Origin of the sequence: Eikenella exigua (assembly GCF_008805035.1) — a bacterium.
GTDB classification, from domain to species: Bacteria; Pseudomonadota; Gammaproteobacteria; order Burkholderiales; family Neisseriaceae; genus Eikenella; species Eikenella exigua.
The window spans coordinates 932,485-946,692 of the sequence record NZ_CP038018.1 but is presented as its reverse complement, the minus strand read 5'-3'; the positions used below and the strand labels follow the sequence as shown (position 1 = coordinate 946,692).

Here is a 14,208-nt window from a genome sequence, read left to right as displayed (position 1 = left end):
GCTCTTCGCGGTGCATGATTTACGATTTCTGCGACATAAAGCAGCTACTCAAGGCCAGTGTGGCGCAAATAGGCAGCAATAAGCTAATTTTTTTCATTAAGACGTTCTCCATTAGGTAAAGGTTAAGCTACTCGGCTATAGTAAATCCAAAATCTGCCCGGGCGCATCCAGCCGTGCATCTGCCGGCCATTCGTGCACCTGGTCGCTCTCGGCGATGTAGCCCCAGTTGGCCAAGGCTGTGGCCATGCCGGCGTTTTTGCCCGCCACCATATCGCGTTCGGCATCGCCCACATACAGGCAGCGCTTAGGTGCAATGCCGATTTGCCGACAGGCGTGGTGCATCGGCAGCGTGCTGGGTTTGGACTCGGCGCAGGTGTCGCCGCTCACCACCACGGCAGGCGGGGCGATAAAGCCCAGCTTGGGCACGAGCAGGCTGGTGAAACGGTGCGGCTTATTGGTGATGATGCCCCAGGCAATGCGGCGGCGGGCGAGCTGCTCGAGCATGGGGTTGATGCCTTCAAACAACACGGTTTCATCGCAAAAGCCGTGTTCGTATTCAGCCAGGTATTCCTGCCGCCAGCGCGAGTGGTCGGGGTGGCTTTTTTCAATGCCCGTGCCCAGCTTAATCAGATAGTTGGCACCATGGCTGGCCACTGGTCGGATTTGCGCCATCGGTACGGCGGGTAGGCCGTTTCTGGCCAAGAGGCGGTTGAGCGCGCCGCCCAAATCCAGCGCAGTGTCTGCCAATGTGCCGTCTAAATCGAATAATACAGCTTGAATCATAAGGTTCTCCAAGAAGGCGGATGAGGCTACCTGAAAAGTATAGTGAATTAAAATGAGGATGCTACCGCGTTGGCTTGCCTTACCGTGTTATCTGTATTGTCTGCGGCTCGCTGCATCTACCGCAACCTTTTCCGCCGCTTACCGCAGCCGTGAATTATAGCGCAGGAATAAAATCCGGTTAAAAATTCGCCACCCTATTTTGCCTAATGCCTTGCCGCAGCGGAAAAATTCCTTTGCCCTGCTATCTTCACAATTCCCACCGCCCTGCCCCGCCACGCCCAAGCTGGTACAATGCGCCGTATTCCGTTTTGATTCGCACAAAGGAAAAATGATGAAAAACCAAACCTTCCGCCTTGTTGCCGCAGCCGTTTTGGCAATAGCCATCGGCAGCGCCCAGGCCGGCGGCATCGAAGCCCTGCAAAAATTCAACGCCGACACCGACGGCATCAGCGGCAGCTTCAGCCAAAGCGTGCAAAGCCATAACAAAACCCGCAATGCCCAAGGCCGCTTCAGCATCCTACGTCCTGGCCTCTTCAAATGGGAATATACCAGCCCCTACAAACAAACCATCGTAGGCGACGGCAGCCACATTTGGCTCTACGACATTGATTTGGCGCAAATCACCAAAACCGCGCAAAACCAAGCCATCGGCGACAGCCCCGCCGCCATCCTCTCCAATAAAGACGCCCTCTCCGCCAGCTACACCCTAAAAGAAGATGGCTCCGCCGGCGGCATCGACTACGTATTGGCCACGCCAAAGCATTCCAACGCCGGCTACCAATACATCCGCCTTGGCTTCAAAGGTGACGATCTGGCCGAAATGCGCCTAAAAGACAGTTTTGGCAACCAAACCACTATCAAATTCAACAATCTGAATACCAGATCCAACCTCTCCCGCAGCCAATTCCGTTTTACCCCGCCGCAGGGTGTGGATGTGCTGACGCAGTAAGAGCAGTTTAGTACTTGAGAGAAAGGCTACCTGAAATTTTCAGGAAGCCTTTTTGTGTTAATCAATAAATGTAACTAACCTTTTTAATGTGCCTCTTCCCAATTCATTCCCACGCCTACCTCAGCCACCAGCGGCACTTTCAACATCCCTTCATCCACTTTCGCCATAATCTGCGGCAGTTTTTCTTTGACTAAATCCAGTTCGGCTTCAGGCACTTCCAGTACCAATTCGTCATGCACCTGCATGATCAGTTTGCTTTTCAGGCTACCTGAAACCAGCCAGCGGGACACGTCTATCATGGCGCGTTTGATGAGGTCGGAGGCGGTGCCTTGCATGGGGGCGTTGATGGCGGCGCGTTCGGCTCCGGCGCGGGCGTTGGCGTTTTTGTTGCGGATGTCGGGCAGGTAGAGGCGGCGGCCGAACAGGGTTTCGACAAAGCCTTGGGCGGCGGCTTGTTCTTTGGTGCGCTGCATGTATTCGGCGACGCCGGGATAGCGGGCGAAGTAGCGGTCGATGAAGGTTTTGGCGGACAGGTTGTCTATGCCCAGCGATTTGGCGAGTCCGTATTGGCCCATGCCGTAAATGAGGCCGAAGTTGATGGTTTTGGCGTAGCGGCGTTGTTCGGGCGAGACGTTTTCGGGGGCGATGCCGAATACTTCGGCGGCGGTGCGGCGGTGTACGTCTTCGCCGTTTTGGAACGCGGCAATCAGGGTTTTGTCGCCGGAGAGGTGCGCCATGATGCGCAGCTCGATTTGGGAATAGTCGGCGGAAACGATGACGCTGCCTTGCGGTGCGGTGAAGGCGCGGCGCACGCGGCGGCCTTCGGCGGTGCGGATGGGGATGTTTTGCAGGTTGGGGTTGTTGCTGGCGAGGCGGCCGGTAATGGCGACGGCTTGGGCGTAGGTGGTATGCACGCGGCCGTCTTTGGGGGAAATCATTTCGGGCAGTTTGTCGGTGTAAGTGGATTTGAGCTTCGCCAGGCCGCGGTTTTGCAGGATGATTTTGGGCAGGGGGTAGTCGGGCGCGAGCTGTTCGAGCACGGCTTCGTTGGTGGAAATGCCGCCTTTGGCGGTTTTTTTCAGGCCTTTGGTGGGGATGCCCATTTTGTCGAACAGGATTTCTTGCAGCTGTTTGGGCGAGTTGAGGTTGAACGGCTGGCCTGCGGCAGCGTAGGCTTCCTGTTCGAGCTTCATCAGCTCGGCACCGAGTTCGGCACTTTGGCGGGCGAGTTCGGCACGGTCGATTTGCACGCCGTTGCGTTCCATTTCAAACAATACCTGCGCGACGGGCAGCTCCATTTTTTCATACATTTCAAGCTGCTTGGCGTCCATCTGCGCGCGCAGGTGCGCTTCGAGGCGCAGGGCGAAATCGGCGTCTTGGGCGGCGTATTCGGTCGCCTGCCCGATGGCGACGTCGGCAAAACCGATTTGCTTCGCGCCTTTGCCGCACAGCGATTCGTAGGTAATGGTTTCCAAGCCGAGCCAGCGTTCGGACAATTCGTCCAATCCGTGTCCGAGATGGCTCTCGATGATGTAGGAAGCGAGCATGGCGTCGCCGGCAATACCGTTCAGGGCGATGCCGTAGTTGGCGAAAACATGTTGGTCGTATTTGAGGTTTTGCCCGATTTTTTTCAGGGCAGGGTTTTCCAAATGCGGTTTCAGACGACCTAATACGTCTTGCAAATCAGGCTGTTCGGGCGCGGCAGTCAGGCTGTGTCCTACGGGGATGTAAACCGCTTCGCCCGCTTGGAACGCGATGCTGATGCCGACCAGCGCGGCGTTCATCGCGTCTAATGACGTGGTTTCTGTATCGATGCCGATTTTGTCCGCCTGCGACAGTTTGTCCAACAAAGCGGCAAACTGCGCTTCGGTGGTAACGGCTTGATAATCCAGTTTTTCGGGTGCAACGGCTTTTTCAGGTAGCCTTTCAGACGATGTTTCCATGTCCAACGCCGCCTGTTCGCCTATCGTATCGCTGCCGAACAAATCGCCGTCCGCCGCTTCGTGCATACGGCTTTCCGCTTCTTTCAACCAAGTGCGGAAGCCCCAGCGTTTGAAATCGATCGCAAGCTGCGACCATTTCGGCGAAGTGCGGCGCAGGCTTTCGAGGCCGTCTGAAAGCTCGGTGTGCAAGTCCACATCGGTTTTAATCGTTACCAAATCATACGACAGCGGCAGTTGGGGCAGCGCGGCTTGCAGGTTTTCGCCGACCTTGCCTTTGATTTCCGCAGCGTGTTCCATCACACTGGCCAGCGAGCCGTAGGCTTCCAGCCACTTCACCGCCGTTTTCGGGCCGCACTTCTCCACGCCCGGCACATTGTCCACCTTGTCGCCCATCAGCGCGAGATAATCGCGGATTTGGTCGGGGCGAACGCCGAATTTCTCCTTCACGCCTTCAATATCCAGCGTTTCGCCGCTCATCGTGTTCACCAGCGTCACGCGCTCGTTCACCAGCTGCGCCATGTCCTTATCGCCGGTGGACACCACCACATTCCAACCCACTTCGTCTGCCATCGCCGCCAGCGTGCCGATGACGTCGTCCGCTTCCACTTGCGGAATCACCAGCACCGGCCAGCCCATCAGCCGCACCAAATCCGGCAAGGCTTCCGCCTGCGGACGCAAATCGTCCGGCATCGGCGGGCGCGTCGCCTTGTAGTCGGGGAACATCTCGTGGCGGAAATTCTTGCCCTTCGCATCAAACACCACCGCGCAATAATCATGCACATAATCCGCCCGCAGACGACGCAACATATTCAACACGCCGTAAAGCGCACCCGTCGGCGCACCGTCAGGCGCGGTCAACTGCGCCATCGCGTGATAAGCGCGGTAGAGATAAGAAGAGCCGTCAACGAGGAGGAGGGTTTTGCGCATTTGGGCAACCGTTTGTGTGAAATGAAAACAGCGGGATTATAGCGCACAATAAGCAGGTTACCTGAAAGCCAGCCAAAACCGAACGGCAGATTGCAGCTAGCCTTTGGCAGGTGGAAGAAAGGCTACCTGAAAACAGCGGCGCTAGAATTTCAGGTAGCCTTTTAGAGGATGGATGACGGATTTGCTTTTATTCAGAAGATGCTTTTTATTGGCAAGCAAAGTGGTAATGCTGCCCTACTCTGGAAGTAAGCTCAAGGTTGGTTGCAAGCGGTGCAGCAGTAAAGCTCAAATAACGTGAATTGCTATGTGGCTCAAATTGCTCGGCCGGTTTTTCAGGTAGTCTTCAAGCCAGCCAGTTGTAGCATTGTTCCCACAGCAGGGTTTCTTCCGGCTTTTCACGGCCGGCCAGCAAGGCTTGCTCAGAGGCTCGGCGAAAGGTGGCGCGGGTGTGCGGGTCAGCAAACCAGACAGAAAGTTTGGTGACTAGATACTCACGATGCGGGCGATGGTCGGGGAGATAACAGGCTTTATACCAGTCCGGTTCGTTTGCACCATAGGGTATGGTCAGATACAGGCCGATAAATTCGCGCAGGGCGTTGGTTTCAGAAGCAGACTGTGTCCACAGGGCGAGCAGCTTGTCGGTTACGTCTAGGCCCGCAAAGTGGAACATGGCCAGCCATGCGGACAGACAGCCTTCGTAGCGCGGAGCGGCGATTTGGTGTGCAAACCAAGCGGCAGCGAAGCGGTGCAGCCAGCGGATTTCATCTTCCGGCCAGCATTCTGGTAGGTCACAGAGCAATTTGTCGAGCAGCATTTCGTCGAGAGAACGCACATCTTCGTCGTTTACCAAAGCCTGCAAAATGCGCGGCAGGAAATGCTTCATATCGCGCGCTGTGGCGGCTTCGTCTGCCAGCGGTACGCTGCCCAGATAGCCGGCCAGGTTGTTGGCAGGAATCTCGCGTAATCGGTAGCGCAGCAGTTCGCGTTGGCAGTCTTTAGGCGTGCAGCATTCGCAGGTGCAGATATTGAGAGGGAAGCGGACTGTATAGGGAGCAAACAGCTGGTAGGCTTCTTCGATAAAGGCTTGCATTCTGTGGCTCTTTGATTGGGGTTCAGGTAGCCTGAATCGGTTTGAGGCTACCTAAAAATATAGCTGCTGTGATTTGAAGTATTCAGTATATCAGGCGCTTTGTTAGATACCAGCATCCGGCCTGCGGCTTGCTTTCTTTGTTGGTGGTTTATGGTTTCAGGTAGCCTCTTTCCCCAAAAAACACAAGCTGTTTCCAAGCTGTGTTTCTTGCTGCGGTATGCTTAGTGCACGTTTTTCCAGTATTCCTTTATTCCTTCTTCAGGAAGTAGGCCAGCGGCAGTATGATGGCGAACAGGAACAGCACCAGCATGGTTTTGAAGGTGGTGTTACGGTAGCGCACAGACTTCACCGGCGAACGGTTGAGCCAGACAGGCGGGCAATCAGAATCACTGCCGCACCCATACCGGTTACACCTCACATCTACGTGCCAGGAAACGAGGGAACAGCGCGCAAGATGGCGTAGAACGAGGTGAAATACCATACCGGGGCGATGTGCTCCGGAGCTTTCAGTGAGGTGGCCACGTTGAAGTTGGGCGCTTCGAGGAAGCGGTCGCTTTCAGGAGCGAAGAACATGATGGAGCAGAACACAATCAGGAACCAAAATATCTTTTACATGGTGTAATACGAATGGAAGGGGAAGCTGTTGAGCGGGATGCCATTTTCGTCTTTCAGCTTTTTGATTTACACTTGATTGCCACGCTGTCTGGGTTGTTGGAGCCCACTTCGTGCAGCGCAATCAAATGCGCCACCACCAAACCGACCAGCACCAGCGGCACGGCCATCACGTGCAGGGCATAAGAAGCGGTTGAGCATAACGTCGGAAACGTTAAAGTCGCCGCGAATCCAAGTGGACAAATCAGGGCCGATTACGGGAATGGTACCGAACAGGTTGATGATTACCTGCGTGCCCCCAAACGACATCTGAAAGGCTTCCGCCGTCAGGGCGAGGAAAATCAGCGCGCCACACACCCACACGAGCTCGCGCGGTTTTTTGAACGAGCCGTAAATCAGGCCGCGGAATATAGCAGGTACACCACGATGAAGAACAACGAAGTGCCGGGGAGTACAAATAGCGGATAATCCAGCCGTCAGACACATCCCGTATGATGTATTCCGCCGCAGTAAGTGTGGCGGGCAGATAGTATTGGTTTAGGTTATAGTTTGATTGGTCATGATTTGTTCCTCGGTATAAGCTGTCTTCACCCACGCGGATGGTAGTTTCAGTATAGATATTTATAAGGAGGGATCACCAGATTGGACGGCGCTAGCATTCCTTTGAACGCACGGCTGACCAAGTTGAATTTGGAACCATAGCACAGGCAAAAGAAGCTCCCTTTCCAGCGTGCACCCAAATCCACTTGCCGCGTCACTCGGCGGTAACCAACTGGCCGGTTTCAATTTTTCTCATGTCGATGTCGATCGGCGCAATGGTTGCTTTGGCCTTTTCCGAAGGGAAAAACTGACAACGAAAGGCTGGCTACCCCCAGCGCACCACACCGGCGGCTCCGGCAGTGGCCAGCACCAAAAAGCGCCGTTGTTCTTGATTGATTTCTTGGTTAGTCATTACTTAATCATCCTAATACTCTGAAAATACCGAAATACCAAGGCTTTTGCACAACAGCCGTTGTGGCGTCGCAAGGAGGCAACTTTGCAAAGGCCTCATCCTGCCAATAGCGCAGCGGCGTGATTTAACTTAACCTAAATCAACACTTAAAGAAATATTTAAAATAAAGTAAAGATTTGTCTTGCCGCAGCAGGGAGCATGGGCATAAGTGCAATAATGTAACAACTTGTTCAAATGATAAAAATGCATCCAAGGCTACCTGAAAAGCAAGATGTAAAGATTACATGACAACTTAAACTTAGGCTGGATTGTCTTCATCAAAAAACAGGCATTCCAGCGGCCATTCTTGCTGTAACCGTGTCGACAGCGCCTGGATGCCGTAACGTTCGGTGGCGTGGTGGCCGGCACTCACGAACAGCACACCGTTTTCCTGCGCCAAATGGTATTGCGCTTCGGAAATCTCGCCGGTAACGAAGGCGTCTACACCAATATCGATCGCCTGCTGGAAAAAACCCTGCGCCCCGCCGGTACACCAGGCCAGCTTACGCACCGGCCGCGACAAATCGCCGGCGGAAACCGGCTTGCGTCCCAAGCACTCAGCCAGATTAGCCAGCAGTGCATGGCCGTCTGCCTCTGCCTCTGGTGTGCCGAACATTATTAGGTTTTGCTCGCCGGTTTGGCCTTCGATGCGCCAACCCATGCGTGCTGCCAGCTGTGCGTTATTACCCGCTTCGGGGTGGGCATCAAGCGGCAGGTGGTAGCCGGCCATATTGATGTTGTGTCGAATAAGCGTGGCGATGCGGCGGTGTTTCCAGCCAGTGATGGTTGCTGGCTCGCTTTTCCAAAACAGACCGTGGTGCACCAAGAGCATATCAGCATCCTGCTCCACGGCATAATCGATGGCGGCCTGGCTGGCGGTAACGGCACACACGATTTTGCGCACCTCGTCTCGTCCTTCCACTTGCAAGCCGTTGGGGGCATAGTCGTGAAATTCGGCTGTGCGCAAAAATTCGTTGCACCAGCGGATGATGTCTTGGCATTGCGGCATGGTTGGGCTCCGGAGCGAATGGGTAATGGGTCTATTGTATTTTCAGGTAGCCTCGTATCTAAGGCTACCTGAAATCTGTTTGGGCGGGTTATTTATTGGCCAGTTTGATGATGTCGTCGGCCAGTTTGCCAGCAGCGGTTTGGTAACCTTGAGCGGTGAAATGCACACCGTCGCGCGCGCCTAAGCCTTGTGCCATCCAGCTTTTCATACTGCACGCGCCCCCCATAGCAGCCTGCCACGACCAATACAAAATTTGCTCCTGCTGCGCCACTTCGCGCTGCATTTGCTGTATGGCGTCAAGATAAGGCGGGCGTTGGCCGCATTGGCCGTGCCGTCCTTGAAGCGACTCAGGTGCGCCGATAATCAGGATGCCGGCACCAGGCAGGGCTTCGCGGATTTTATGGATGGTATTGGCCCAGATGCGTTTGGTTTGCGCCATGTCGAGATGGCTGTTAAACGCCTCGTTGGTGCCGTAGGCCAGGATGACCAAATCGGCCTGGGTGGCAGATAAATCCTGCTGCCAATCGGCGCGCCAGCCGCTCCATTGGGAGAGCTGCGAGCCATTGATGCCCATGGCCGATACGGTTACGCCGGGGCGGTTGTTTTCGATGTTGATGTGGCCGATTTCCCAAATATCGCCAGCTTGAGCTCGGTAGCTGAGCGGCAGCTGGGAGGTGAAGGAGAAATACTGCCAAGCGTTACTGCCGAGATTGGGCAGGGAGGCGACTTGGCTGCCTTGCGCGCCGTACACTTTAAGTTCGCTGTCGGCAAACATGGGGCGGGCGGTGATGGTGATTTGTTGGGCTTCGCTGATAGGGCTGCGGGGGTTAACGGTTACGCTACCGCTGCCACCAGAGGAGCGGCTAAGAATACCGCCCAATGGGAATTCGGCACGGGCGTTGCGGTTGCTCAACACCTGCCAGCCGCTGCTGCTATGCAGCACTTGGGCGTTACGCTGGCCGGATACAGTGTTGGGATATACCCAGCCGATGCCGCCATCACCCCACTGTTGTTGCAGGCGGGTGCGCAATTCGTTGGTGAAGTAGTCGCCGGCGGTATGAGAGTCGCCCAGCTGGATGATGCGGAATTTCACGTCGTCCCCACGGTTGAGCCGTTGCAGCTTGTCGAGCCACACGGGCTGCCAGCTGCCGTAGTTGGTGAGCTCGGCTTTTTCAGAAGAACCTTGGGCGGCGGTTTCGGCGCTGCAGGCCTGGCAGGCGAGCAGGCAGACAGTCATTAAGGCCAGTTGGCGGCCTTTTTTGGAAAACAACATTACTCTAGCTATCCTTAAATTATGATTTTCTATTCGCCATCACAGTTTCGGAGGCGGTGGGGTGGCGGGCGCAACGGAATTGGTGGGCTGATAGTCGATGCGGCCTGCTATCTGGTCGGCCAGAAGCTGTTGCCCCTTTATGGTGAAATGAATGCCGTCTTTGCTGCGCAAACGGACGGTTTGTCCGTTGATGCTGATGCTGTCTCGGTATTTCCCATCTTCGCCACCCATGATTTTGTCGGTAGGTAACCAGATGGTTTTTCCGGCCAGCTCACTGGCAAATAGGCTGTCTAAGTAACGCATTTGGGCATTGAAGCGGGTACTCTTCATCAGTGGAATGCCCAGCCAGATAATCTGAACGTTAGCTGCTTTGGCGGCAACAACAATGCGTTCAATACGCTGCCGGTAAACCTGTTCCCATTCAGGGCTTTGGAATTTTAGGTAGCTTTGGGTGCCCGGCTCAGGACTGGGGAAATCCCAAGGGTCGTTTGGCCCCAGGAACACCACCAGCAACTTGATTTTTTGATCTTCCCGCAAGATTTTTTCTATGGTGGCCGGCCAGTCGAAGAAGCTGGGGTACGAAAGGCCAGTGCTTTGACGGCTGAGGTTGAGTGAGTCGATGCCGTATTGGCTGCTCAACCATCTCTGTACATGCGGCGCTACACCTTCCATCATGGAATCGCCGGCAAAGAATACTTTGTCGCCTGCTGAAAGCTGCACGTACTCGTGCAGTGGTTTGGATGCGGTGTTTTGTGCCGCAGCCGGCTCGGAAGCGGATTTGGTTCTGGTTTCAGGCGGTACAGCAGATGCAGTGAGTAACACTACACCCGGCGGGATGTGTGCGGTGGCGTGCTGCTCGCGCCAGCTTTTGTTTTCGGCTTCCAGCCAGCTTAGGGCAGCTTCATGCCGCTGCAAGGCTGCCTGCTGCCAACGGCTGCCGTTACGCCACCAACCATAGTCGGTTAATTTTTCCAAAGGGCTAGCACGGTGGTAGGTTTGCTGCCAATAGGCGTTGATAGAATCTTGACTAAACCACACGGTGAACAGTGCAGTGAGCAGCATAGCCGCATACAGCCGCCACACCGGGGAGGAGGGCTTGCTTTGGTTATCCGGTGTTGCACTCGGGATGCCGATTGCGTCGGCCACGGAGTGGGTGGTTTTGGCCGGACGCACGGTAGCAAATTGTGCAGGTTTCGGTTTGCGCTGCGGCGTTTTGTGCCCTGCTCTGGTTGTTTTGCCTGAGGCTACCTGAAAATGGGTTAGCGATGCGGATTCGGGTTTGGCCGCTTTGGCTGCGGGTTTGGCTTGCGAATCAGGGTTGGTTGCTACCTGCTCCGATACAGATACCGGTAATTCCAGCTGCTCAGGGCGTTTTTTCGTACTAGATTTGCGGCGTGTGGTTTTGTTGCGGTGTTTGTTTTTATTGGCTCTGCGTTTGGCTTTGCTGGGATTCATAACTGCCCAATCCTTTCTTATTATTATGGTTATTAAAAGTTGGCATACATAAAGCCCGGAATGCCGGAAGGGGCAAACACCATCAATAGCCACATGGTGGCACTCATCGGTAGCGGCCATATCCACATCGGCAGGCGTTCCAAGAGCACTATTGCGCTGTCAAACAGCTTGGATAAGAGGCCGTAGGCGGCCAGTGCGAACACCATCGCACCCAGCACTAATAAGGTTTCCAATTCCGGTACGTCACTGCCGCCTCCACCCAACAACGATCGGAACATCAGCCCGGTATCGGCCAGACTTTCAGTGCGGAATACTACAAAGGTGAGACAGACAAAGTTTACGGTAAACAGTACCGCTACTAGTTTACCAAAACGGGACAAGCCGGACAGTTTCTCGCGCCCGCCCAGCATTTTATCACCGATATTCAGCCCCACCAGCCCAACGCCGTGCAACGCGCCCCACAGCAGGAAATTCCAACCATGGCCGTGCCAGATGCCGGAGAGCAGCATGGCAATCATCAAATTGATTTGTGTGCGCCGCCAGCCTTTGCGGCTGCCGCCCAGCGGGATATAGATGTAGTCGCGAATCCAGGTGGAGAGCGTGATGTGCCAGCGGTTCCAAAAATCGCGCAGATTAAACGCGCGTAGTGGCATGGCGAAGTTTTGCGGCAGCTGAAAGCCGAGCAACATGGCCATGCCCACCACCAAATCGGTGTAGCCGGAAAAATCCATAAATAGTTGAACGGTGTAGCCATACATCGCAGTGAGCACTGTGATGGAGTCGTATTGCAGCGGGTTTTCAAACACCGGATCCACCCAGTTACCGCCTAGCGCCCCGGCCAGCCACCATTTTTTGCAGATACCCAGCACAATCAGGCCAATAGCCAATGCCGGGCGGATCATGGTGCGCGGTTGTTCGCTGCGGATTTGCGCCGCCATGCCGCCGTCTGTGCCATAGATGCTTTTTAATTGGCCGGTACGGGCAATCGGGCCGGAAGTGATGGTGGGAAAAAAGCTAAAATACAGCAAAAGCTCGCGCCATTTGAGCCGCACGTCTTCATTGCGGTAGAGCGACACCAGATAAGCCACGCCTTGAAAGGTGTAGTAGGAAATGCCCAGCGGCATCAAAATACCCAGTGCCGCATCGTGCCCGCTTCGCTGCAACAGCGGCAGGAAGAAATCCACATATTTGAAAAACGACAAATTCAACATCGCCAGCAGCACGCCAACCGTGAACCATCTGCGACGCGCCGTCTGTCTCCTTCCCTGCGACAGACCGGCAGCAATCAACGTAGTACCCAGTGAAAACGCTAGCACGGCCACGGCAAACCCCCAATGCAAATGCCACAACCAACCCAACCCAGCAAATAGCAATAGCCAATTCTGCCAGCGCGGCCGCTTGGCCAACAGCCAGTAAACAGGGAAGAAGCACAGGAAAAAGGCAGCAAATTCTATTGACAGCAGCGGCATAAAATCAGCGCAAAGAAAGAAAGGGGTAATTCGTTGGCGAAATTATTGAATTATACTGTGTCCTTCTGCCGGGATAAAGCCTTTTACATCTTCTGTGCCGTGTAGATTTGGTTTCAGGCAGATCGCTTTTCCCAGGTAGCTTCAAAAGGGCTACCTGAAAGCATAAGCTTCAACGAAGCCAAAATCCGTTTAGCCAGCCGCCCTATCCCTTTAACAGCCGATTCGGTATCATAATACCTTTTTACCGCAGCTATCGGCCATATCCAAGCAATAGTAGCCTACCAGAGAACATCATGAATAAAAACACCTTTATTATCGGCTTTATGCTGTTCGCCATCTTTTTTGGCGCCGGCAACCTGATTTTTCCGCCCACTCTCGGCCTCAATAGCGGCTCCGAATTCTGGAGCACCCTCCTCGGCTTCGTGATTACCGGCGTTGGCCTGCCTCTGTTGGGTATCATGGTAAGCGCCTTCTATCACAATGGCTACAAAACCTCCCTCACCCGCATCCACCCTTGGTTTGCCGTCATTTTTCTGATGGCGATTTATCTCACCATCGGCCCCTTCTTCGCCATCCCGCGCACCGGCGCCACCTCCTACGAAATGGCCGTGCTGCCCTTTATCGGCGAAGCCGGCCGCACCTCGCTTCTCGCCTTCACCGTGGTTTACTACGCCATCACCCTGTGGCTGAGCCTGAACCCCTCCAAAATGGTCGAACGCATCGGCGCCATCCTCACCCCTGCGCTGCTCATCGCCATCCTGGCCCTGATCGGCAAATCCGTGTGGTGGCTCTACGGCAACCCGCCCACCATGTCGGCTGCCAACTTTGGCGACCAATCCGCCTTCTTAGCCGGTTTTATTGGTGGCTACCAAACCATGGACGTGCTTGCCTCCGTGGCCTTTTCCGTGATTGTGATCAACGCCATTAAGGCCAAAATGCCGGCAGATCAGCGCGATAACCAAGTGGTGATGAAGCAAACTTTTGTGGCCGGTATCATTGCCGCCGTATCGCTGGCTATTATTTATGTCGGCCTAGCCTGGGTGAGCAACCGTCTGCCCGTGTCGCCCGACACCCTGGCCGACCTGTCTGCCAAACAGCAAGACATCGGCTCCTTCCTGCTCAATACCGCCGCCTACCAAACCTTCGGCAGCTTCGGCCGTATCCTGTTCGGCATCATCGTTACCCTCGCTTGCCTTACCACCTCGGTCGGTCTGGTTACCGCCGTGGGCGAATTCTTCTATGGACTGTTCCCGCGCATCCGCTACAGCAGCTACGTCATCGCGGTAACCCTCGTGAGCTTTATCCTGGCCAACCAAGGCTTGAGCGCCGTTATCGGCAAATCTGTGCCCGTATTGATGGTGCTCTACCCGATTGCCATGACCATCCTGCTGCTGCTGATTATCGACAACTTCATCCGCCCGATGCCCCTGCTTGCCCACCGCCTCGCCACCGGCCTGGCTACCGCGGTTTCCATCCTCTCCGTGGCCGGTGCAGGTTTTACCGAACAACTGCCGTTGAAAGCCTATTCGCTGGAGTGGCTACCTTTCGCCCTGGCCGGGATTGTGCTCGGCAGCATCATCGGCAAAATGGCTGTCGGTAAACCGGCTGATCAGGAAACAGTTTGATTAATTAGATTACTTGATAGCGAGATAAGTAAGGCTACCTGAAACAAACGCGGCGCTGTTCCGCAATGTTTTCAGGTAGCCT

9 protein-coding genes and 2 pseudogenes are annotated in these 14,208 nt (G+C 54.9%); 2 read left to right on the top strand and 9 right to left on the bottom strand.

Going from position 1 to position 14,208, the window contains the following annotated elements; translation table 11 throughout:
- Positions 1-135 precede the first annotated feature (135 nt).
- Positions 136-783 (bottom strand): HAD family hydrolase, encoded by a 648-nt coding sequence (locus tag EZJ17_RS04980; RefSeq protein WP_067438910.1) that lies wholly within the window; start codon positions 781-783, stop codon positions 136-138.
- 331 nt (positions 784-1,114) lie between these two features.
- Between EZJ17_RS04980 and lolA the strand changes: the two genes are divergently transcribed.
- A complete protein-coding gene (gene lolA, locus EZJ17_RS04975) occupies positions 1,115-1,732 on the top strand; it encodes an outer membrane lipoprotein periplasmic chaperone LolA (RefSeq protein WP_151086564.1) in 618 nt (205 codons plus the stop codon).
- Positions 1,733-1,815: 83 nt separating this feature from the next.
- On the opposite strand, the gene polA is transcribed toward lolA, so the two are convergent.
- The 8 genes and pseudogenes from polA to EZJ17_RS04935 form a co-directional block, all read right to left on the bottom strand.
- Entirely contained in the window at positions 1,816-4,602 is a 2,787-nt protein-coding gene (gene polA, locus EZJ17_RS04970) for a DNA polymerase I (RefSeq protein WP_151086254.1), read from the bottom strand.
- A 343-nt stretch (positions 4,603-4,945) separates the two neighbouring features.
- A complete protein-coding gene (locus EZJ17_RS04965; RefSeq protein ID WP_067444804.1) occupies positions 4,946-5,692 on the bottom strand; it encodes a hypothetical protein in 747 nt (248 codons plus the stop codon).
- A 280-nt stretch (positions 5,693-5,972) separates the two neighbouring features.
- Positions 5,973-6,848, bottom strand: a pseudogene (locus tag EZJ17_RS10785) (cytochrome b); the annotation flags it as partial.
- Positions 6,849-6,887: 39 nt separating this feature from the next.
- Positions 6,888-7,256, bottom strand: a pseudogene (locus EZJ17_RS04955) (Rieske (2Fe-2S) protein); the annotation flags it as partial.
- A 298-nt stretch (positions 7,257-7,554) separates the two neighbouring features.
- The gene (locus tag EZJ17_RS04950) at positions 7,555-8,304 is read right to left on the bottom strand and encodes a Nif3-like dinuclear metal center hexameric protein (RefSeq protein ID WP_067438917.1); all 750 of its coding nucleotides are present in this window, start codon (positions 8,302-8,304) and stop codon (positions 7,555-7,557) included.
- 88 nt (positions 8,305-8,392) lie between these two features.
- Positions 8,393-9,577 (bottom strand): SGNH/GDSL hydrolase family protein, encoded by a 1,185-nt coding sequence (locus tag EZJ17_RS04945; protein WP_067438919.1) that lies wholly within the window; start codon positions 9,575-9,577, stop codon positions 8,393-8,395.
- 39 nt (positions 9,578-9,616) lie between these two features.
- Positions 9,617-10,639, bottom strand: coding sequence for an SGNH/GDSL hydrolase family protein (locus EZJ17_RS04940; protein ID WP_151086562.1), 1,023 nt, complete (start codon positions 10,637-10,639; stop codon positions 9,617-9,619).
- Between the two features lie 425 nt (positions 10,640-11,064).
- On the bottom strand, positions 11,065-12,501 hold the full coding sequence (locus tag EZJ17_RS04935) for an MBOAT family O-acyltransferase (protein WP_067438921.1): 1,437 nt from the start codon (positions 12,499-12,501) through the stop codon (positions 11,065-11,067).
- Between the two features lie 293 nt (positions 12,502-12,794).
- Here EZJ17_RS04935 and brnQ point away from each other — a divergent pair, with 293 nt between their 5' ends.
- Positions 12,795-14,126 carry a branched-chain amino acid transport system II carrier protein gene (brnQ, locus tag EZJ17_RS04930; protein WP_067438924.1) on the top strand — a complete coding sequence of 444 codons (1,332 nt, stop codon included), beginning with the start codon at positions 12,795-12,797 and terminating at the stop codon, positions 14,124-14,126.
- The last annotated feature ends 82 nt before the right edge of the window (positions 14,127-14,208 follow it).